Source organism: Emticicia sp. GW821-FHT11C11, assembly GCF_058808615.1.
The window spans coordinates 2,141,464-2,162,868 of record NZ_JBXARV010000001.1 but is presented as its reverse complement, the minus strand read 5'-3'; the positions used below and the strand labels follow the sequence as shown (position 1 = coordinate 2,162,868).

The following is a 21,405-nucleotide window of genomic DNA, read 5'->3' as shown; positions in this document are numbered from 1 at the left end:
ACATTTTTTTATTTTTTCAGAATCCTGACAATCCGGTTGTAAATTACTTCCGACATCGTCCACATATCTCCTCCACTTGTATTCACAAACTGGATCACCACGGTATCAATATCTTTATGATACCGTGCGATACTCTGGTAGCCGGGTAGTAAACCGGTATGCTCGTATACATAGATTGAAGAATAAATAGCCTGTTCCTTATCATTTAGTAAAGAACCATCATTTAAAGCCCGCAGAAATATGCCGACATCCTGCGCCGTTGCAACCATTGAGCCACCGGGTTCAAAAAACTGAACACCTTTAATATCTTTGTCGTAATCCGTGTAATACCCACTGGTAACTTCATTTAAATCTACTTCTTGCAATAAGCCAAAAGTGCGGGTAAGCCCAAGAGGTTGCAAAATTTCCTTTTTTATATAATCGCGGTGGCTATAACCCAATGCTTTGTCCAGAATCTTGCCTATCAGCAGGTAGTTTGTATTTGAATAGCCATAACGGTTGCCTGGTTTAAAATCTGCAGGCTTATCCAGAACCAGCTTCAGTGATTCGTTAATATCCGAATTGGGTTTGGCCCAAGGATAGTCTTCATCAGTATAATTAGGAATACCACTTCGGTGCTGTACTAGCATTCTTAGCGTAATTTTATCAGCATTTTCGATTCTTCCGGCCAGCTCCGGTAAAAGCTTAGCCAGTGTGTTATCTAACGATAAGGTATTCTTACCGGCTAGTTTGGCTGTGGCAACTGCTATATATAACTTGCTTATACTGGCAATCTTGAACAATGCATGTGGATCGGCAGGTATTTTATTCTCTCTGTTTTTCCAACCGGCAGTATAAAATGCTGGTGCCTTACCCTTTTGATGTATATAAACTATGATACCATCTAATCCATTATCAGTTGCATCATTGACTTGCTCCTGAACTGTTTGCGGTAGCGGTTTCAACCATAGCCATAATACTCGCCAAGGTACAAATACCGTAGCACAGGTAATAGCAACAATGGGCATTATTATTCTAAGCAGTCTTTTCGAACGTTTCATTTTTAGTTTTAGTAAGAGTTTTTCTACTTGAGAATTGCACAAAATTCTCAATCCGGACTGTCGGGTTATTAGTTTATTGACCCATGAGGTTGAACTCTCCTTTCTTTCACTTAATGACTATAAGAAAACCTTCAGGCAGAAATCATATCAGGAGAGCCTTTCCATAAACAGATAGCTGAAATACGGGCTAAATTTAATTAAAGCCTGAATGTAGGATATGCAATCGAAAGAATTTTGATTATGCCTGAAAAATATTGATTCTATTATCACAAATTTAGCTTAAATTCGGGGGAGGTGATCAAAACAATACCTTTTCCGTCAATTATTACAAATGAAAATCATCATCATAGGTGCTACTTCCGGTATCGGCCGCTCATTGGCCGAACTATTAATCAGCCGGGGAAACGAGGTAACCATTACAGGCCGGAGACTTGCCTTGCTTGAAGAAATCAGAAATACCTATCCCAACCAAAAAGTGCACGTATCGGCTATGGATATTGCAGATTTTGACGATACAAGAAAAACCATGCAGCTCCTGGCCGATAATAATGGTGGATTCGACCAGGTAATCATCAATGCCGGAGTCGGTTTCGGGAAAGCCACTTTTGACGAAGAAATAAAAACCATTGATACCAACGTAAGAGGTTTTGTGGGCATTGCCCAGTGGGCTTATGAGTATTTCAAAAAGAAAGGTAAGGGACACATCATCGGGGTGTCGTCGGTTGCAGCCGTTCGTAGTAGTCCTTATGCGCCTGAATACCACGCCTCCAAAGCTTTTGTTTCAAGCTATATGGAAGGCTTGAGACTGCGCTCTGCGAAGCATAAGCACGGCATTTCTGTAACTGATATCAGGCCCGGGTTTGTGGATACTCCGATGACCAAACAAAACAAGGGAATGTTCTGGGTGGCTACTTCCCAAAAAGCAGCCATACAAATTGCAGATGCTATTGACGCTAAAAAGAACGTAGCCTACGTTACAAAAAGATATTTTTTATTGGCAATTTTATTAAGAATATTACCTGAATGGCTGTTTTCAAAAATCTTCTGACATGAAACCCGGATTCCTACTGCTGGTATGTCTGGCTATGCTAACATCCGCCTGTCGGGTAATCGATGAACAGGCTATTTGTCATTTAGTAAAATTCGTTCATGAAAACCCCATCAATAAGAGTATTCATTATGACTATATCACGTTGAAAGACGGGAGAATAGAAAAGCTCTTCAGTTTTGATACTGATATTAACCATGATACCTTAAACAAAATAATAGCCTATTTTGAGTACAACGAAAACGGTAAAGTGAAAGCAGTGCGTGATGAAAGCAATCCTCAGCTGCTAATAAGGTTTGATGGTGATTTTGACAGCAGAGGCAACGTCGCTAAAATCAGACAGACTATCAACGGAAGCAAGGAAGACGAAATAAGTATTGAATATGATTCAAAAAACAGACCTGTCAATATAGAAAGTCATAACCTGTTCGGTATTAACCGCAGTATAGAATATAATGCGGTTGGTAATCCGTATCATGTCTTCCGCACAGATTTAAACAGGACGCCAACGGTTACCGAGCATACTTTTGACATCAAGCGAAACTTTTTTTCGGGAATCCCGGAAATTCAGTTTTACTGGATAATCCGACCACTTAGCTTATTCCTACCCTTTGGCAATAACAACATCGTTTCATCGAAAGTGTATGTTTATCAGGGAAACGACTTGGAAGAGGTTGAAAGCCAGCGAACCCGAAGAGAACTGGCTTATAACGGAAAGGGATTCCCCGACATAATCAGAATTATCAGAAATGATCCGCCGAATACGGTTGCCGGTATTTCTTCATTCAGCTATGATTGTGAATAACGCTGCTGATACTTCAGAAGGGCTTCAGCAACAATCATATCTTCCGGAGTAGTGATTTTAATATTTTCGTAAGAACCGTCAATCAAACTAACGGCATATCCGGCAAATTCAAGTACACTGGCGCAGTCGGTAAAAAAACTTTGCTCTTCAGTAGCGTATGCTTTTTTGATTATATCTGCACTGAAAGTCTGAGGGGTTTGCATCAGTCTGAATCTGTCTCTTTCTACCCCCAGATTGGTTCCATCCCCTACTTCACGTATAGAATCTTTTAATGGCACACTTGTAACCGCACTGCCTGACTCTAAAGCGATTGCGAACGACCGTCTGATTACCTCAACCGTAACAAGCGGTCTTACGCCATCGTGCACCGCAACCAGCGCATTCTCAGGTACATGAGCCAGCCCGTTTTTCACAGACTGAAAACGGCTTTTACCGCCGATTACTACTTTTAACAAATCCAGATCCGGTTTTTTGAAATCTTCATACGCAATTATTTCGTTCCAGAAATCAATATCCTTTTCCGGAAGCACCAGAATAATCCGGACACCATCAATTTTCTGAAACTGCTCAATAGTATGCAGAAGAATTGGCTTCCCTGCCAGCGGCAAAAACTGCTTTGGCATATCGCTTCCCATTCGGGTACCGCTTCCACCCGCAACCAGAACGGCATATTTTTGTTTTCCCATGAAGATTCCAAAGGTTTATAAACAAACACGGGAAATGATTTGTGTTTTCATTTCCCGGTTTATATAAAGTTTATTTTCGAACTATCAGTATTAAAGGATCAACATCACGTCGCCATAGGTAAAGAATTTGTATTTTTCTTTGATGGCTTCATGGTAAGCCTGCATCACCAGATCGTAACCTCCAAAGGCACAGGCCATCATGATAAGTATAGACTCAGGCAAATGGAAGTTGGTCAATAAAGAATTGGTTATTTTGAATTCGTAAGGTGGAAAGATAAACTTATCAGTCCAGCCGTTATCAACCGGTTTTAAATGATTATTGGCCGAAACCGATGATTCCAACGCTTTTAAAGCGGTTGTACCGATAGCACAGATTTTGCCTTCTTTGTCAATAGAGTTATTAACAATCTGGCAGGTATCATTCGGTATATAAAAGTTTTCCGAATCGGTTTTGTGTTTAGTCAGGTCTTCTACATCAACCTGACGGAAAGTACCGATACCTATATGAAGTGTAATCGGGCAGAAATTAACTCCGTTGATTTCCATACGGCGTTGCACATTTTTTGTAAAGTGCATTCCGGCCGTTGGAGCGGCTACAGCACCTTCCTTGCTGGCAAAAATGGTCTGATATCTTTCACGATCCTGATCAGTTACTTTTCTTTTGATGATATCAATCGGAAGCGGCGTTTCACCGAGTTCATGGACAGTCTTCATCATTTCTTCGTGCGAGCCGTCAAACAAAAACCGGATGGTACGGCCACGGGAAGTAGTATTATCAATTACCTCGGCTACCAGATCACTATCGCCGAAGTATAACTTATTACCTACTCTTATTTTTCTTGCCGGGTCAACCAGTACATCCCATAAACGCATCTCACGATTCAACTCACGCAGCAGAAAAACTTCAATTTTAGCCCCTGTTTTTTCTTTAGAACCATATAACCGGGCAGGAAAAACCTTGGTATCATTTACTACTAAAGTATCGTTTTCACCAAAATAGTCAACGATATCTTTAAACATTTTGTGTTCGATTTTCTTTGTTTTTCTGTTTACCACCATCATTCGGGCTCCATCACGTTGATCAGGAGGATACATGGCTACCAGACTATGAGGCAGATCAAATTTAAATTCTGAAAGTTTCATTTTTTAGACTCCCCAATTCCACCTGAAGCGGAAAATTTTTGTTGAATTTCTTCATGTTTGGGGATAAAGTTTTCCGGCATGAAGAAAGAAAGGCAAAGGAATATCCCTGACTTTCAGTTTTTTAGGTCGCAAATGTACTAAATCAAGATAGGGGGTGTCAAGTCTTTTAGTAGAAATGTTTAAAAATCGGGCTAAACTATAATTTTGCCCTTCAAATATAATTTGGCAGAACCGGCTATTAACACCCGGCTTCCTACCAGTTTGCAGGTAAGACTCCCCTTACGGGCAGAAATCTGTTCTGCCTTGAAATCGGTCTTATCCATACGTTGTGCCCAGTAAGGTGTCAGCTTGGTAAAGGCTGAGCCTGTTACGGGGTCTTCATCTATACCAACGGCCGGACCAAAAAAACGGCAGACAAAATCAAGTTTTTTAGATTTTGCCCTGGCTGTAACTATGATGCCCCTCGTTTCAACTTTTTTCAACAGACCAAAATCAGGTTTAATAGCTTCAATATCTTGCTGAGAGTCATACACCAGCAGGTAATCCTCATGTGCCCAATATACTTCTTTTGGCTTTTTACCAATACCATCTATCAGATAAGCGGGTGGCTCTGCCGGTGCAAACAATTGAGCCGGAAAATCCAGCTCCAACATCTTACCTTCCTTTCTTACTTTAAGAATACCACTTTGAGAATCGAAAATGATGGTATCTTCGATATATTTCAGGTTATTGAAAATGACATAAGCACTAGCCAATGTAGCATGCCCGCAAAGGGCTACTTCTGCAGCTGGTGTAAACCACCGGATATGAAAACCTTTATCAACAGGCACAAAAAAAGCAGTTTCAGAGAGGTTATTCTCCAATGCAATCTTTTGCATGAGTGCATCGGGTAGCCATTCTTTCAATGGAACAACCGCCGCGGGGTTTCCGCCGAAAAGCTTATTTGCAAAAGCATCAACCTGGTAAATGGGTAATTGCATGGTATATTTCTAAAAGTATCAGCTTTTTTTGCCAGACACCTGAATTTTTGTGAGATAAAGCATCAGAAAAATAATACTTACAAAATAGATAAGCGTGCGGGAGTCTACCAGACCACGGCTTATTGATTCATAATGGAAATTCAGGCCTATGTACTCAATCATATATTGGGTTGACCCGCTGAATAACTGTGCCAGTTGATGCACACCATCATAAAACAGAAAACAGGCTACGGCTCCTATAATGAAGGCAATTACCTGATTATCGGTAAGCGACGAGGCCCAAAGACCAATGGAAGCAAAAACCCCACCCAGAAAAAACAAACCAATATAAGAGCCGATAACAGCCGGGGTATCAATATCTCCCCTTGGGTTACCCAGTTCAAAAACTGAATAATAATATAACAAAGTAGGTAAAAGCGCTACAATGATCAGGATAAATGAAGCCAGAAATTTACCCAGAATAATCTGCCAGTCAGTTAATGGTTTGGTAAAAAGTAATTCAATAGTACCGGTTTTAAATTCTTCTGAAAACAAGCGCATGGTAATAGCCGGAATCAGAAATATAAAGATATAAGGAACTAGCTGAAAAAAGCCCGTCAAATCAGCAAAGCCGTAATCGAGCACATTCCCTTCAAAAACCCAGGTAAATAAACCTGTCAGCACCAGAAAAACACCGATAACAATATAAGCTACCAGTGAATTAAGAAAACTATTAAGTTCTTTTCTGAAAATTGTAAGCATCTATTAGAAATTCATTTCGGGCTTTTCTCTCTTTACAATAGCTGATACTATTAACGAAAAAACAAATCCGATTAATACATAAACAAATAAACCAATCAGAAACATGATGCTCGGCCGGGTAAATGAAGCCGCCATTTCCATCGCCTGATTAATTTGTTCTTCCGTTAATCCACGGGCTTCCATCTGCTCCCGTTGCAAATCCTGCATTTGCTGTATAATGGTGGTATCTATTATATTGATATAAATATAAGAAAAGATAGAAGCGATCAGTCCTGTTACGGCACTGGTTAGTGTACCCAGACCAAGGCTTTCTCCAAAACTCATGTAATTATCATTCAAAGACCGGTATTCTCTTGATGCCAGAATAAGACCTATCAAAAGGAAAACGTAACTCACAAACGATAGAGGCCCTACTCTATGCAGACCCGAAATAAATAATGTGACCGTATAAATGCTGATAATGACCGCTACGATGATTCCCCATTTAAGGGCGATGCGTGCTGTAGAAGGTTTTTCCATAATTGCTGATTAGATAAGGTGTAGTTATGAAGTAAATTTATTGAAAATTTACGATATTATGTATGTGTGTCGCCTGAAAATCACCGAAATGATGGTAACAGCAACAATGCATATCTGCTTTTTACCGAGTTCGTCTATAAACACATATCCGGCAGTTGGTACCTGTTTAGCTTGTGCAAGTAACGTTGTGTAATCGCCAAGACCAAAATTCTTCACATGGCTTTCTCTGATTTTTTCGATGGCCTCCACATTTTCCTTTACCCATAGTAAAATGGCTTCATTACCGGCAAATTTGAGGAAAATATAATAGAAAATTGCCGTTATAAAAGCTGCAAACAGATTGGTAAGAAAACCGACTGAAAAACCCTCGGTAAAAGAAAGAACACCCAGATTAGTGGCGCGGTAGGTCCAGGTGGCAATGAGGATAAACAATATATTTACTCCGAACGCCGGTAATTTATACCGCCCGAACGGACTTTTGTGAATACCATAAAACTGTATAAGCGCTACTATTATACAAACAACAGCTGCTATGCTTCCATAAAAAAGTGAGTGCCTGACAATTCTGCTTTTTAACATAAAATATCTTTCAGAAGTGGCTTATAATTAAGCCACCATATTGTTATTAATTACTGCCACCACTTTGCCCTTCAATGTATGGCCTACAAATGGTGTGTTTTTAGATTTGGAACGGATGTCTTTTTCTGTAAAAGTCCACTCCATATCCGGGTTAAAGACAGTCAGGTTTGCCAAAGCTCCTTCGTTGATATCTTTTGCCGGTAAACGTAATAGCTTGGCAGGATTAGTCGTCAATTTACCAATCAGCGTCTCAATCGGCAGTTTTCCGTACGTATTAGCTACTGAAAAGGCCGTTTCAAGACCGATTATACCAAAATCGGCCATGTCAAATTCCAGATTCTTCGACTCTTCGTCGTGCGGATTATGGTCAGACACGATCGCATCAATAGTACCATCTGCCAGGCCTTCCAGCAGAGCTGCAATATCTGCTTTTGCTCTGAAGGGTGGATTTACTTTCAGATTGGTATCAAACTCTTTTAAATCGGCATCAGTAAAAGCTAGCTGGTGCGCTGCAATATCACAACTGACTGGTAAGCCCTTTGCTTTGGCTTCTCTGATCAGCTCAACGCTTCTGGCAGTAGAAATGGTAGAAAAATGCAAGGCCGGGTTTTCTTTTTTCTCTTTAACCTGGCTATAGGCATATTCCAGCAATTTCAAGTCTCGCATAATGATTAATTCCTCTGCCGTTGACGGAATCCCCTTCATGCCCAGTAGCGTGCTTTCTATCCCCTCATGCATTTGTCCAAATAGGGTCAGTGTGGTTTCTTCAGGACGGTTCATCAGAAGCCCATCAATCGGATACAGATATTGCAGGGTTTTTAACAGAATATCAGCATTCCATAAAGGATGGTCACCGTCGGTAAAAGCAACAGCTCCGGCATGGTGCAGGTCGAGCATTTCTGTAAAATCTTTTCCCTCGCAGTTTTTGGTTACTGCCACTGCCGGTAGAATATCTATCACCTGCGTTTTTGAGAATCCCTTATAGTAAGCAATCGATTCTTTGGTTTGAACAACCGGTTTTGTATTGGGCAAAGTAACAATGGCCGTGAAGCCACCCGCTGCTGCTGCCTTGCACAAAGAGCTTAAGTCTTCTTTCGATTCATAGCCCGGGTCTTTCGGTGATACCCGAAGGTCAATCCAGCCGGTTGATACGTGCAGGTTGTCACCTTCTATTATTTTCTCTGCTTTTTCTTCTATTTTATCAGCTATTCTGCTGATTCTCCCACCTTCAATCAATATATCTTTTATCTGGCCGTTCAAGCCTGATTTCGTATTAATTATCTTTACAGATTTAAGCAAAGTTTTCATTTTCCTATAAAAATTCAAAAAAAATGCCCTTAGCAGGGCATCTCTATTTAAAATATCTTCGATTCGAATCTCATCGTCTTAGGGTTAGATAATGCTTTGGTAAGCAGTTGCATCTAATAAAGTCTCTACTTCTGCCGGGTCAGACACCTCTACTTTTATCAGCCAGCCTTCGCCATATGGGTCAGAATTCAGCAACTCAGGATTATTACCCAGTGCCGCATTCACCTCAATTATTGTTCCGGCTACAGGCAGAAATAAATCTGAAACTGTTTTAACTGCCTCAACGGTACCAAAAATATCGTTTGCTTCCAATTGCTGGCCCAATGTTTCTATCTCTACAAAAACAATATCACCTAGCTCGCTTTGAGCAAAATCAGTAATACCTACCACTGCTATATTACCATCTAACTTAATCCACTCGTGTTCTTTGGTGTAGCGTAAATCTGAAGGAAAATTCATTTTTCGTGAAGTGTTTTATTATTTCGACCGCAAGTTAGTAGATTTGCCGGAAACTTGAAAAATTCCTGGTGAAAAAATAAATGGTATTTGAACCCGGAATTTGATTTATGATAAGAAACGCCATTATCTTTAAGGCATAAACAAGACATAATGCAAAAAAGGCTTTCATTACAAGCATATACCGACGGCATATTATCCGGCAACCGGATGATACTCAGCCGGGCTATTACACTTGTAGAAAGCCAATTGCCGCAAGACAAAGCACTTGCACAAAATTTGCTGGAGCATATACTGCCCTATACCGGAAAATCTATCCGCATAGGTATCACCGGTGTACCGGGTGTAGGTAAAAGCACTTTTATAGAAGTATTCGGCAAAACTATTACGGCACATAACAAAAAAATAGCCGTATTGGCCATTGACCCCACTAGTCAGATTACCAAAGGCAGTATTATGGGCGACAAAACCCGCATGGAAGAACTGGCACATGACCCTCTGGCATATATACGCCCCTCTCCTGCCGGAAACAGCCTGGGTGGAGTAGCCAACAAAACCCGTGAAACCATACTGCTCTGCGAAGCTGCACAATTTGAGGTTATTATAGTGGAGACCGTGGGTGTTGGCCAATCGGAAACGGTTGTGAAAGGCATGGTAGATTTTTTTCTACTATTGATGCTGGCAGGAGCCGGAGACGAATTACAGGGAATAAAACGGGGGATTATTGAAATGGCTGATGCCATTGCGATTACCAAAGCCGATGGAGACAATCAGCAGGCTTCTAAAAATGCCAGACTCGAATACCTGCATGCTTTGCATTTGTATCCTGCATCCGGAAACGGCTGGCAGACACCCGTTCTGACCTGTTCGGCCTTGATGAACATCGGTATTGAAGAAATCTGGAATACCGTATTGGCTTATACCACGCAAATGCAGAGCAACGGTTTCTGGCAACAAAACCGGCAAAAACAAAACCTGGAATGGCTGCATACATATATCAGGCAGACATTGGAAGAAGATTTTTTCAACAATCCTGTCATAAAAGATAAGATGGGTAGTATAGAAACAAACATACTGGCAGGCCACCTGCTGCCGATACAGGGAGCCAAAGACTTATTGAATAGCATCAGGAAAAAAGACTAACATCAGAACAATTAAAGGGTATTTATACTTATGATTAATTTTCACGCAGAAGATATAGATTTCAAGCTTCAACAAAAGTTGAAAATCAAAAACTGGTTAAAGGGTATTATTGAGAGTGAAGGCTTTGCTTTGGGCGATATCAACTACATTTTTTGTTCAGACGATTACCTGCTGAAAATTAACATTGAATACCTTGATCACGACTACCTGACAGATATTATTACCTTTGATAACTCCGAAGAAGAAGAACTGATTGAAGGCGATATTTTTATAAGCATAGACCGGGTAAAAGACAATGCTCAGGCATTTCAGGTCAGTTTTGAATACGAACTGAAACGTGTATTGGCACACGGAATATTACATCTTTGCGGATATTTCGATAAAACCGACGAAGAAGAAAAACTGATGCGCTCAAAAGAAAACCAATACCTGCAATTATTCAGTTGATTTATAAGCAGATCAGACAATTAACTCATTAAGCTCTTTATTTTTGCTACCAGCACCTCATTGATACGAATGTATGACTCGTGTGTCCAACCGGCAATATGCGGTGTGAAAATAACTTTATCCGACTTTATCAACTGTCCGAAAGTTCCTTTATGGTCGTCCGTTAGTTGATGAAGTTTTTCATTCTCCAGTACATCAAGGCAGGCTCCTTTTATTTTGCCCGATTTAAGATTCGTCAATACCGCATCCAGAACCACAATCTCACCTCTGGCTGCATTGATCAGATAAATACTTTTGGCGAAATTATTCAAAAATTCTTCATCCACTAAACGGTTGGTATCGTCTGCCAAAGGGACATGCAGGCTAAGTATATCTGCCGTATCAAATATTTCCTGCATGGTTGCCTCGGTTACAAATGCATCTGTGAATCCTGCCTTGTATTTATCATATACCAGCACCTTACAACCAAAGGCGGCAAATCTTCTGGCCGTTTCGGCACCGTTGTGTCCATAGCCGATAATACCTACTGTTTTACCCAGAAGTTCATAACCACGGTTATCTTCTCTTAACCACCTGCCCTCTCTCACTTGTCTGTCGGCAATAAGTAAATTATTCATTAGCACCAGCAGCATACCTATCACATGCTCGGCAACAGCTACTCTGTTACCTTCGTTGGCGGCAAAAACAACTATTCCTCTTTCGTTTGCCAATTCTTCATCTATCAAATCAAGACCAGCACCAGCCCTGCCTATAAATTTCAGGCTAGGTGCATTTTGCAGTATTTCTTCATCTACTCTGGTTTTGCTTCTTATAATCAATCCTGCATACTTGCCGAGCACTTCAATTATTTCCTCACGTTTTATTTTCGGCTGATAATCAGGAATCATACCTATTTCTTCAAGCATGGGTATAATACTCGGGTGCATTTCATCCACAATCAAAACAGAACCTTGCTTATCGGGCTTAATAGTATTCACAGTATTTTTTTTATCGTACGTTTGTCAGTAAATTGCGACAAAATTACGGTTGCACGCAAAAATGTCAAACTTATTTTAGAAAGAATCCGTGTTGAGGTACTATAAATGAGAAAGAAAGCAGGCAACGTATCATTAAACAAAGAATTGAAATAATTAAATTAATAGACAACGTGAGCGAACAACATAAACCTGTTATTGGTATCAGTATCGGCGACATGAACGGCATCAGCCCGGAAGTGATACTAAAAGCGGTTGGCGGCAATCGTTTAAACAGAATCTGTACGCCTGTTATTTATGGCTCAGGTAAGGTCATTAACAGATACCGCCAGACACTTGACCTGAAAGACTGGCAATTTTTTACAATTCAGAAGATTGAACAGATTAATCATAAACAGGTAAACGTTATAAACTGCATAAATGACCAGAATCTGGAAATACAACCCGGCAAGGTAACTCCGGAAGCAGGAAAACTGGCATTTGAATCATTGAAAAGAGCAGTAGAAGACCTGAAAGTAGGTAAGATTGATGCATTGGTAACAGGGCCTATCAATAAGCATAACATACAAAGCGATGAATTTAAGTTTCCGGGCCATACCGAATACCTGGCAAGTGAATTTGCAATAGAAGATGTGCTGATGTTTATGGTCAGCGAAAGACTGAAAATCGGGGTGGTAACGGGGCATATTCCGATTGAGCAGGTAAAAATGAAGATCAGCAAGGAATTAATTATAAAAAAGGTTGAACAGATGCAGACTTCGCTTAAACGTGACTTTGGCATTCAGAAACCTACAATAGCCGTTTTAGGTTTAAACCCTCATGCCGGTGAAAACGGTCTGCTGGGCAATGAGGAAAAAGAAATTATACAGCCTGCTTTAATAGAATTGAAGAAGAAGGGCACATTGGTTTTCGGGCCGTTCCCGGCGGATGGTTTCTTCGGAACGGCTGCATGGAAACAATATGATGCCGTCTTAGCCATGTATCATGATCAGGGTTTAATGCCGTTTAAGATGTTGGCTTTTGAAAACGGTGTAAACTTTACTGCAGCATTACCTAAAGTGCGTACTTCACCCGACCATGGCACGGCCTATGATATTGCCGGAAAAAACGAAGCCGACGAATCATCGATGATTCATGCCATTTATACAGCCATTGATGTAGCCAAAAACAGGTCTGAACTCAGCGAGTTGGAAACTAATTCGCTGAAAAAGAAAAGTATAGTGCTGAAAGAAGCCAGCATGGAAGATTAAAGAAAGAGGCTGCCTACCAAGTCAGTCTCTTGAAAGGCATATATGGGTTTTAGTCTTAAATGGGCATATAACTTCATAAGGGAAAAGTCAATTATTAATATTTGTTCTTCTGGGGGCAAATTTGGTGCCCTGATTTTAAATTCAACACTTAGATTTTCTTACTTTTGCCATATACGTTAAAATTTGCTGAGTAACAGCGCAAATTCATTGCCTATATGATTACTAGAAAGAAAGAGCACTGGTTTAAAATGCTTTTCGTATGGCATGGTTCTGTACTCCCGCAGCTATTGCCCCGCCTGAGTTTGCTATTCATTTTATCTGTACTCATCGTCTATCTGCATGGAACTATCTTTTCATTTAAAGTTCCTCTTAATCCAACCCCTTTAGCTTTATTTGGCTTCGTGTTAGCGTTATTTCTTGGCTTTCGTAACAATGCCAGCTATGAACGCTTTTGGGAAGGGCGTAAACTCTGGGGAGCATTATTAAACCACGCCCGGTCATTAACCCGACAAGTGATAACTCTAGCTAATTTTAGTCCGGATGATCCCTCGGTTGTTGAATTCATACATCTGCTTAACGCTTTTACTTATGCGCTGAAACATCAATTAAGAGGAACCGATGCACAACAGGACTTAAGAAAACACCTTAGTGAAGAGCAAGTAAAAATAGTTTTAGAAGCCCAGTATAAACCGGTAGTACTAATGAGACTTATAGCTGAGCGGGTACAAAAATTAAGGCATGAAAATAGAATTGACTCTATTCAACAGGGTTACTTTGAGGAAAACCTGAATAAGTTAGCAGAGGTAGTAGGCGGATGTGAAAGAATTGTCTCTACACCGATTCCATACAGTTATCGTGTTTTACTACATCGCACAATATATATTTACTGCTTTCTATTATCCTTCGGATTTTTGGATAGTCTGGCATGGATTACTCCCTTTATTGTGGTATTTATTGCTTATACTTTCGTAGCTTTTGAAGCAATTGCCGATGAGATTGAGGAACCATTCGGGATAGAGCCGAATGACTTGGCATTGAATAGCATGTGTCAAATGATTGAATCTGCTTTGTTTGACATGGCGGGTATTCATGTAAGCCTGCAGCAAGAACCACATCAACAAATTATTGATTAAATCGATTATCCTTAAATTGAACCCCACTCTTAGAATTAAGTACATCTTAAGATCATAAAAAATCGTCTTTGAATGATAGTCGTACTTTATCAGTTTTAACCTCTCTTAAAAAAGTAAAGAGACACTCCTGACTTTGAGTGCCTCTTCGCTTTAAACTAATAATGACTGAATTTAGTGGGAAAGCCTGGTTAAATTTCAAGGTCTTCAAACGGGCTCCGGATATTCGCAATATCAATATTGGCTATCTGATAATAGATTGAAGTGGTCTGCAGATACTTGTGCCCGAGTATTTCTTTCAATAAATGTATATCTATTCCACGCTCCATACAATGCACGGCATAGCTGTGCCGAAGCGTATGTACGGTTGCGTTCTTTTCGATTTTGGCCTTTTGCAATGCCTGTTGAAACACCAATTGCACACTGCGCGGGCTATATTGGTTGCCTTTCTCTCCTACAAACAGTAATTCCTGCGGCTTATGCTTATCAAAATAGGCCATTAGAATGGGAATAAGCTTGGTTGGAATCTTTAATCTCCGGCCTTTGTCGGTATTTGACGACGGAATAACAATGTGTCGCGTTGCAAAATCAAGATCGCTTATCTTCATGCTCAGAACATCACTGAGTTTCAGCCCGAGGGCATAGATAGTGGCTATCAGCGCTTTATGCTTCGGATTATCGAGTACTCCGATAATACACTCTATTTCGCTTTCCGTTAAAACTTCAGGCAGGGTTTCTTCCTTTATCCGGCCGGAGGTCTTGATTCCTAATTTGCGTTTAAAAATCAATTCGTAGAAAAGCTTGATTGCCTTACCGGCTTGCTTGGAGGCCTCAGAAGAGCCACCCTTTCTTTCGCTCAGTTCAATCAGGTAATTAGACACCACTTCATCGGTGATTTTGCTTTGAGGCACATCACGAAAATGATTATAAAAAACAAATATGGCGTTTCTATAAGCGGCTATAGTTTGGGAGTTATATTTTCCCTTTTTCAGTATTTCTGTAAATCGCTCAATAAGATGGGTCACTGTTGGGCAATTTTGGATTAAAAATAGGATTTATCGAATATCTATTGATTTCGATTACGTAAAAATTGTGCTACAAATTTCACATTAAAAAAACGAATACTAGCACCTTTTGTTAAAAAAATATTGCGCAGGCGAAATTTTGCAAATAAAATATGAATCTGCAGGGCTTTGCACCTCAAAAATTACTATTTTCAAAACTTTAATCAAACACAGCCTCATTACAAAACCTGAATATGCTCTTAGCGTTTATTAGTTTATATTTACTGGCAACGATACTTGTCGGGTGGTTCGCATCAAAATTTGTTAAAACAGCCAGCGACTTTGCCATTGCCGGTCGAAAAATGCCTACTTATGTGGTGGCTTCGGGCCTGTTTGCTACCTGGTTTGGTTCAGAAACTGTAATGGGTGCTTCTTCAGAGTTTGTGCAAAACGGCGTATTGGGCATCATTGAAGATCCCTTTGGTGCTTCGTTGTGTTTGCTGCTTATAGGTTTGTTCTTTGCCCGCCCCCTGTACAAACTCAATATTCTTACATTTAGTGATTATTTCAGAATCAGATACAGTAAAAACCTGGAATGGATTTCGGCGCTTTTCCTGATACCCTCCTATTTTAGCTGGATCGCCGCCCAGTTGGTTGCATTAGCCATTGTGTTGCAGGCCATAGCAGGTATTCCCTTTATTTACGGAGTATTGATATGCGCGTCGGTGGTAGTATTTTATACATACGTAGGTGGTATGTGGTCTGTCTCAATAACTGACACTATACAAACAGCCATTATTATTATTGGTATGTTGATTCTGATGCTGGAACTATTATGGAAAATTGGCGGCTGGGGCGAGTTAATCAAACAAACGCCACCGGAGTTTTTCAGGTTTATACCGCGCGAACACTCTTTCTTGAGCTGGATTACCTATTTCAGCGCCTGGATCACCATTGGTTGGGGTTCCATACCACAACAGGATATTTTTCAGAGAGTGTTATCTGCCAAATCAGAAAAGGTTGCTGTGCGGGGCGCTTACTGGTCGGCATTTATGTATCTGTCGGTTGCCTGCATGCCGCTTGTAATTGCACTTTGCGGAAGCCTGCTGTATCCTGATATCAAAGAAGGCGACACGCAAATGGCTATTCCGTTTCTGGTGCTACACCATTCGGGTCTGGGTATTCAAATTCTGTTCTTCGGAGCACTGCTCTCTGCTATTCTGAGCACCTGCAGCGGCGCAGTGCTTGCTCCGGCTACCGTTGTAGGAGAAAACCTTCTGAAGCCATTGTATGGGCATAAACTTTCAGACAAAAAGCTATTACATATCATGCGACTGTCAGTAATAGGTATTACCTTGGTAAGTGTCATTTTGTCACTCAATAAGGCTGAAATTTACGAGTTGGTTGGCGAATCTTCCGCTATCAGCCTGGTAGGTTTGTTTATCCCTCTGGTAGCCGGTCTCTACTGGAAAAGAGCCTCAGCGCTGGGAGCATTGTTATCAATGTTTTCGGGTATGGGAGTATGGATTACATTACAATTTTATCCGACTGAAATTCCGGGTATTATCTGGGGACTTGTTGCAAGTATTACCGGAATGCTGGTTGGCACATTTTTGAAACCCAATGACAAATTACACGTCGGTTGATGATTTTAAAGCACATCAGCTTACTCATATCGAAAAGCTCATATCAGGCCTGCAGGACCTGATACTGAATGCACACCCTAAAATGCGGGAGCACTTTACGATTAACACGCCTATGTATCAGGTGAAACACGATGTGTGTTACATAGGGAAAATACACCCGGTCAAAGGACTTGAACTGTGTTTCCTGCGAGGGTTTCAGTTATCGAACGAACAGGGCTTGCTGGATTCGAAAGGCAGAAAATTTATATACGGCATTACCTTGATTGATGCCGATGATCTGAATGCAAAAAAACAGGCGCTTCTGGAAGTATTGAACGAGGCGCTGATACTTGACGAAATACACGAGAGGAATGTATTTACTGATATGCTGCAGGCATCACGTAAAAAGAAATCATAAGTTTTGAGCGGCTATCCATCCTCCTGTCCATGCCGCCTGGAAATTGAATCCACCGGTAATTGCGTCAATGTTCAGCACTTCGCCAGCCATATAAAGGTTCGGATACTTTTTTAGACTGAATGTGCTGAGATCTATTTCTGATAAATCTACGCCTCCGGCTGTGACAAACTCTTCCTTAAAGGTGCTTTTACCGTTTACCTTAAACCGGCAGTCTGTCAGTTGTTCTACCAACTTTACAATGTGCTTTTTGCCTGTCTCGGCCCACTTCTGATACTCTCCTATTCCTGCAGCTGCACACAAGCTTTTCCAAAGCCTTATTGACATACCGAACTCTGCATTGGCAAGCACATTCTTTTTAGGTTGATTGGCAATCTGCTGATGCAAATGCTGCCTGACTTTCTCCACATCTGCAATGCCTAACCAGTTTACCGTTACTTCAAAGTCATAGTTCGCTTCATACAAGTCTCTGGCTGCCCATGCCGATAGCTTCAGAATAGCAGGACCGGATAAACCCCAATGAGTGATAAGCATAGAGCCATTGGAAGAAAACGCACTCAACGCCTTGTTTTTAGAATCGCCCAACCGGCAAATGGCATTTTCAGTACTGATGCCCATCAGATCCTGAATGCGTTCATCTTTAATATTGAAAGTAAACAAAGACGGAACGGCAGAAACTATGCCAATACCCAGATTCTGCAACCATTTCCATACGGCGTTGTCGCTTCCGGTAGCTATCATCAGCTTCTGTGTAGTAAACTGCCGGTTACCGATTGCATTCAATTGCCAGTTTCCGGCATTGTTTTCAATGCTTTCTACTCGTGTATTGGTAATGATTTCAATCCTGTTTTTATAACAGGCATCTATAAAACAATCAATAATACTTTGGGAAGAATTACTTACCGGAAACATCCGTCCATCGGCCTCTTTTTTGATTCTCACACCCCTGCTCTCAAACCATTCAATTGTGTTAGTCGGATTAAATCTTCTAAAAGGCTCCAGCAATTCCTGATTACCCCGAGGATAGAAATTAACCAGTACTTCCGGATCAAAACAGGCATGGGTAACATTACAACGGCCACCACCGGAAACTTTCACTTTCTGTAAAACCTCACGACCTCTTTCCAGAATGGCAATCCGCATATTTTTATTTCTCTCGGCTGCATTAATAGCCGTGAAAAAACCTGCTGCGCCACCACCGATAATGATAAGGTCGTACATAAAAGAAAATTTAGCCGTGATAAAAAAATCACCTTAGCTGATGATACAACTAAGGTGACGCTATGGCTGCAAAGCAAGTGTTTCTAAGGCAGATTTCAAAATACCCGCCTTACATTATCAATAATTTACATATTTCTTATCAAAATAGTCTCGTTTTTCGCGAAGTAATTTTAATAGCGGCGCTATTTCTTTCACATCATGGCCATACTCAAAAGTGACTTTATATCTCGAATCATTTTTTGTGATTTCTACCCATTCAGAACCTCCATCGGCGCAATCAGGGCAACCGATTACTTCGTCCAGTTTCTTGAATTTTTCAAAATCAACATTTTTCGATACCTCATTAATATAGTCTGCGGTAAGCTTCTCTGTGTATGTCTGAGGGTCTCCACCTCCTACCCCACGGCCACCGTTAAAGAAAATCGTGAACGTCGCCTCATCGCTTTTCAAAGTCATTTCTTTTTTACATGGCCCCAGGCACATACCAAAACCTGTACCATATTTTATTACAGTTGTGTTTAAATCCAGGGCAGTCTTATTCAAAACCTCTGTAGTTTGTTGTTCACAACCCATGAAGCAGAATGTGGAAAGAATGATACCCAGAAAAAGTTGAATTTTCATTTTATTAATAGATTTTTGTGTTTGAATTGATCCTGCTAGTAGGATTCGCTTTCTTATCAAAAGGTTGGAACCATGACAACAAAACAAATACAAATTATTGTACAAGCTGTCAATACAGCAGAAAAAAATATTGCCAACACCATCAATCTACTGGATGAAGGCGCAACTGTACCCTTTATTGCACGCTACCGGAAAGAGATGACAGGCAGCATGGATGAAGTGCAGATAGCTCAGGTGAAAGATTTATACGGTAAATTTCTTGATGCAGATAAGCGCCGGGAAGCCATTATTAAATCGATTGAAGAACAGGGAAAAATGACCCCGGAACTGCTGACAAAATTGCAGAATGCCCTGTATCTGAACGAGCTGGAAGATTTATATCTGCCCTATAAACAAAAGCGCAAAACCCGTGCAACCATAGCCATTGAAAAAGGTCTGGAGCCACTGGCTAAAATTATTTTTGCCCAGAAAGACCGTAACATAGAAGCCATTGCCGAGAAATACCTGAACGATAAGGTAGAAAACATAGCCGATGCCCTGCAAGGCGCACGAGATATAATGGCAGAATGGATTAATGAGGATATACAGGCCAGAAATGCCGTAAGAAAGATATTTGATCGTGAATCTATCGTAACGGCTAAGGTAAAAAAGGGCAAGAAAGAAGAGGGCGCTAAGTATCAGGATTATTTCGAATTTTCAGAGCCTTTGTCACGTATCCCGTCGCATCGCTTATTAGCTATCCGTCGTGGAGAAGAAGAAGGCATATTATCGGTAGATATTTCGATTGACGAAGAGAGAGGAACTGATGCGTTGGATCGTATTTACCTGCGAGGATTACCCGAAGCGAAAGATCAGGTGGCCGATGCCATTACCGATTCTTATAATCGCTTGCTGAAACCGAGTATTGAAACTGAGTTTTCGAATCTTTCAAAACAAAAGGCCGACAGCGAAGCCATCAAAATTTTTGCGGCCAACCTACGGCAGTTGCTTTTAGCTTCTCCGCTCGGACAAAAGCGTGTGTTGGCCATAGACCCGGGTTTCAGAACCGGTTGCAAAACAGTGGTGCTGAACGAACAGGGCGATTTGATTTACGACACCGTGATTTACCCGACTGACAGAAGAATGGAAGCCGAAGGCGTGGTGAAAAAACTGGTGTATGATTATAAAACACAGGCCATTGCCATTGGTAATGGTACGGCTAGTCGCGAGACAGAAAGCTTTATCAAATCATTGAAATTAAGTAATATACAGGTTCATGTGGTTTCTGAGCAGGGTGCTTCCATTTATTCTGCCTCAGACATTGCGCGTGAGGAGTTCCCTAAAAAAGATGTAACCGTACGCGGAGCCATTTCTATTGGTCGCCGATTGATGGATCCACTAGCCGAACTCGTAAAAATAGACCCGAAATCGATTGGCGTGGGGCAATACCAGCACGATGTAGAGCAGAAAATGCTGAAAGAAAGTCTGGATACAGTTGTAGAGAGCTGCGTGAACCTGGTGGGTGTTGAGTTGAACACCGCAAGTAAACATTTGCTCAGTTATGTGTCAGGCCTTGGGCCGGCACTGGCGCAGAACATTGTTGATTACCGGGCACAAAACGGAGCATTTGCTACAAGAAGTGAACTAAAAAAAGTACCTCGCCTGGGTGCTAAAGCCTTTGAGCAATGTGCAGGCTTTTTGCGTATTAACGGTGCTAAAAATCCATTGGATAATTCGGCGGTGCATCCTGAAACCTATGCCATTGTAGAAAAAATGGCTAAAGACCTGGGCTTGAAAGTGGCCGATCTCATCAACAACGCACAGATAAAATCTAAAGTAAATCTGAATAATTATGTAACCCCTACTGTGGGCTTACCAACCCTGAACGATATTCTGTCTGAACTGCAAAAGCCGGGCCGAGACCCACGCGAAGCATTGGAAGAATTTGAGTTTTCTGCCGACGTTCACAAAATTGAAGATTTGAAAGAAGGCATGGTACTACCGGGTATTGTAACCAATATAACAGCTTTTGGTTGCTTTGTGGATATAGGAGTGCATCAGGATGGGCTCGTGCATGTGTCGCAAATGGCCAACCGTTTCATCAAAGACCCGAACGAAGTGGTAAAAGTGCATCAGAAAGTGCAGGTAAAAGTGACGGAAGTAGATACCGCCCGGAAACGGATTGCTTTGAGTATGAAGGTCTAGTTTATTTAGTGATTGAGCGATTTAGTGAATGAGTGATTACTCTGATTTGTTGATCTTTATAGCACAGTCACAGAGTAAAGTAGTGC

22 protein-coding genes are annotated in these 21,405 nt (G+C 41.0%); 9 read left to right on the top strand and 13 right to left on the bottom strand.

Annotated features, from left to right (window positions below; genetic code table 11):
- Positions 1-8: 8 nt before the first annotated feature.
- Entirely contained in the window at positions 9-1,040 is a 1,032-nt protein-coding gene (locus tag AC1RRY_RS09270; RefSeq protein WP_492816177.1) for a serine hydrolase domain-containing protein, read from the bottom strand.
- Between the two features lie 331 nt (positions 1,041-1,371).
- Here AC1RRY_RS09270 and AC1RRY_RS09265 point away from each other — a divergent pair, with 331 nt between their 5' ends.
- On the top strand, positions 1,372-2,088 hold the full coding sequence (locus tag AC1RRY_RS09265; protein WP_492816180.1) for an SDR family NAD(P)-dependent oxidoreductase: 717 nt from the start codon (positions 1,372-1,374) through the stop codon (positions 2,086-2,088).
- 1 nt (position 2,089) lies between these two features.
- Positions 2,090-2,893, top strand: coding sequence for a hypothetical protein (locus tag AC1RRY_RS09260; protein WP_492816182.1), 804 nt, complete (start codon positions 2,090-2,092; stop codon positions 2,891-2,893).
- Here AC1RRY_RS09260 and AC1RRY_RS09255 read toward each other — a convergent pair.
- From AC1RRY_RS09255 to gcvH, 8 genes are all read right to left on the bottom strand, one after another.
- Positions 2,878-3,579, bottom strand: coding sequence for a 2-C-methyl-D-erythritol 4-phosphate cytidylyltransferase (locus AC1RRY_RS09255; RefSeq protein ID WP_492816184.1), 702 nt, complete (start codon positions 3,577-3,579; stop codon positions 2,878-2,880). The genes AC1RRY_RS09260 and AC1RRY_RS09255 overlap by 16 nt on opposite strands.
- A gap of 90 nt (positions 3,580-3,669) precedes the next feature.
- The gene (gene queA / locus AC1RRY_RS09250; RefSeq protein ID WP_492816186.1) at positions 3,670-4,722 is read right to left on the bottom strand and encodes a tRNA preQ1(34) S-adenosylmethionine ribosyltransferase-isomerase QueA; all 1,053 of its coding nucleotides are present in this window, start codon (positions 4,720-4,722) and stop codon (positions 3,670-3,672) included.
- A gap of 191 nt (positions 4,723-4,913) precedes the next feature.
- Entirely contained in the window at positions 4,914-5,702 is a 789-nt protein-coding gene (locus AC1RRY_RS09245; protein ID WP_492816188.1) for a PhzF family phenazine biosynthesis protein, read from the bottom strand.
- An 18-nt stretch (positions 5,703-5,720) separates the two neighbouring features.
- A complete protein-coding gene (gene gldF, locus AC1RRY_RS09240) occupies positions 5,721-6,443 on the bottom strand; it encodes a gliding motility-associated ABC transporter permease subunit GldF (RefSeq protein ID WP_492816190.1) in 723 nt (240 codons plus the stop codon).
- A gap of 3 nt (positions 6,444-6,446) precedes the next feature.
- Positions 6,447-6,962, bottom strand: coding sequence for a DUF4199 domain-containing protein (locus tag AC1RRY_RS09235; protein WP_492816192.1), 516 nt, complete (start codon positions 6,960-6,962; stop codon positions 6,447-6,449).
- Between the two features lie 48 nt (positions 6,963-7,010).
- Positions 7,011-7,541, bottom strand: a complete 531-nt coding sequence (locus tag AC1RRY_RS09230) for a DUF4199 domain-containing protein (RefSeq protein ID WP_492816194.1) — start codon at positions 7,539-7,541, stop codon at positions 7,011-7,013.
- A 27-nt stretch (positions 7,542-7,568) separates the two neighbouring features.
- The gene (locus AC1RRY_RS09225; RefSeq protein WP_492816196.1) at positions 7,569-8,849 is read right to left on the bottom strand and encodes a dihydroorotase; all 1,281 of its coding nucleotides are present in this window, start codon (positions 8,847-8,849) and stop codon (positions 7,569-7,571) included.
- Positions 8,850-8,933: 84 nt separating this feature from the next.
- Complete coding sequence (gene gcvH, locus AC1RRY_RS09220; RefSeq protein WP_492816198.1) at positions 8,934-9,308, bottom strand: glycine cleavage system protein GcvH; 375 nt, start codon at positions 9,306-9,308, stop codon at positions 8,934-8,936.
- 150 nt (positions 9,309-9,458) lie between these two features.
- Between gcvH and meaB the strand changes: the two genes are divergently transcribed.
- A complete protein-coding gene (gene meaB / locus AC1RRY_RS09215) occupies positions 9,459-10,448 on the top strand; it encodes a methylmalonyl Co-A mutase-associated GTPase MeaB (protein WP_492816200.1) in 990 nt (329 codons plus the stop codon).
- Between the two features lie 30 nt (positions 10,449-10,478).
- Positions 10,479-10,895 (top strand): rRNA maturation RNase YbeY, encoded by a 417-nt coding sequence (gene ybeY / locus AC1RRY_RS09210; protein WP_492816202.1) that lies wholly within the window; start codon positions 10,479-10,481, stop codon positions 10,893-10,895.
- A gap of 20 nt (positions 10,896-10,915) precedes the next feature.
- Here the strand turns inward: ybeY and AC1RRY_RS09205 are convergent, their stop codons facing one another.
- Complete coding sequence (locus tag AC1RRY_RS09205) at positions 10,916-11,872, bottom strand: NAD(P)-dependent oxidoreductase (RefSeq protein WP_492816204.1); 957 nt, start codon at positions 11,870-11,872, stop codon at positions 10,916-10,918.
- A gap of 170 nt (positions 11,873-12,042) precedes the next feature.
- On the opposite strand from AC1RRY_RS09205, the gene pdxA reads away from it, so the two are divergent.
- Together pdxA and AC1RRY_RS09195 are read left to right on the top strand one after the other, a co-directional pair.
- Positions 12,043-13,119, top strand: coding sequence for a 4-hydroxythreonine-4-phosphate dehydrogenase PdxA (pdxA, locus tag AC1RRY_RS09200; protein WP_492816206.1), 1,077 nt, complete (start codon positions 12,043-12,045; stop codon positions 13,117-13,119).
- A gap of 215 nt (positions 13,120-13,334) precedes the next feature.
- Complete coding sequence (locus AC1RRY_RS09195; RefSeq protein WP_492816208.1) at positions 13,335-14,252, top strand: bestrophin family protein; 918 nt, start codon at positions 13,335-13,337, stop codon at positions 14,250-14,252.
- Positions 14,253-14,440: 188 nt separating this feature from the next.
- Here AC1RRY_RS09195 and AC1RRY_RS09190 read toward each other — a convergent pair whose 3' ends face one another.
- Positions 14,441-15,274 carry a tyrosine-type recombinase/integrase gene (locus tag AC1RRY_RS09190; RefSeq protein ID WP_492816210.1) on the bottom strand — a complete coding sequence of 278 codons (834 nt, stop codon included), beginning with the start codon at positions 15,272-15,274 and terminating at the stop codon, positions 14,441-14,443.
- A gap of 233 nt (positions 15,275-15,507) precedes the next feature.
- On the opposite strand from AC1RRY_RS09190, the gene AC1RRY_RS09185 reads away from it, so the two are divergent.
- Positions 15,508-16,899 (top strand): high affinity choline transporter 1, encoded by a 1,392-nt coding sequence (locus AC1RRY_RS09185; protein ID WP_492816212.1) that lies wholly within the window; start codon positions 15,508-15,510, stop codon positions 16,897-16,899.
- Positions 16,877-17,296: a hypothetical protein gene (locus AC1RRY_RS09180; RefSeq protein ID WP_492816214.1), complete on the top strand. Its 420-nt coding sequence runs from the start codon at positions 16,877-16,879 to the stop codon at positions 17,294-17,296. Before AC1RRY_RS09185 ends, AC1RRY_RS09180 begins: the two co-directional genes overlap by 23 nt.
- On the opposite strand, the gene AC1RRY_RS09175 is transcribed toward AC1RRY_RS09180, so the two are convergent.
- Together AC1RRY_RS09175 and AC1RRY_RS09170 are read right to left on the bottom strand one after the other, a co-directional pair.
- Positions 17,291-18,514: a BaiN/RdsA family NAD(P)/FAD-dependent oxidoreductase gene (locus AC1RRY_RS09175; protein WP_492816216.1), complete on the bottom strand. Its 1,224-nt coding sequence runs from the start codon at positions 18,512-18,514 to the stop codon at positions 17,291-17,293. The two genes, AC1RRY_RS09180 and AC1RRY_RS09175, sit on opposite strands and share 6 nt — an antisense overlap.
- Before the next feature lie 117 nt (positions 18,515-18,631).
- Positions 18,632-19,135, bottom strand: coding sequence for a hypothetical protein (locus tag AC1RRY_RS09170; protein ID WP_492816218.1), 504 nt, complete (start codon positions 19,133-19,135; stop codon positions 18,632-18,634).
- Positions 19,136-19,207: 72 nt separating this feature from the next.
- Here AC1RRY_RS09170 and AC1RRY_RS09165 point away from each other — a divergent pair, with 72 nt between their 5' ends.
- On the top strand, positions 19,208-21,319 hold the full coding sequence (locus tag AC1RRY_RS09165) for a Tex family protein (RefSeq protein ID WP_492816220.1): 2,112 nt from the start codon (positions 19,208-19,210) through the stop codon (positions 21,317-21,319).
- Positions 21,320-21,405 lie beyond the last annotated feature (86 nt).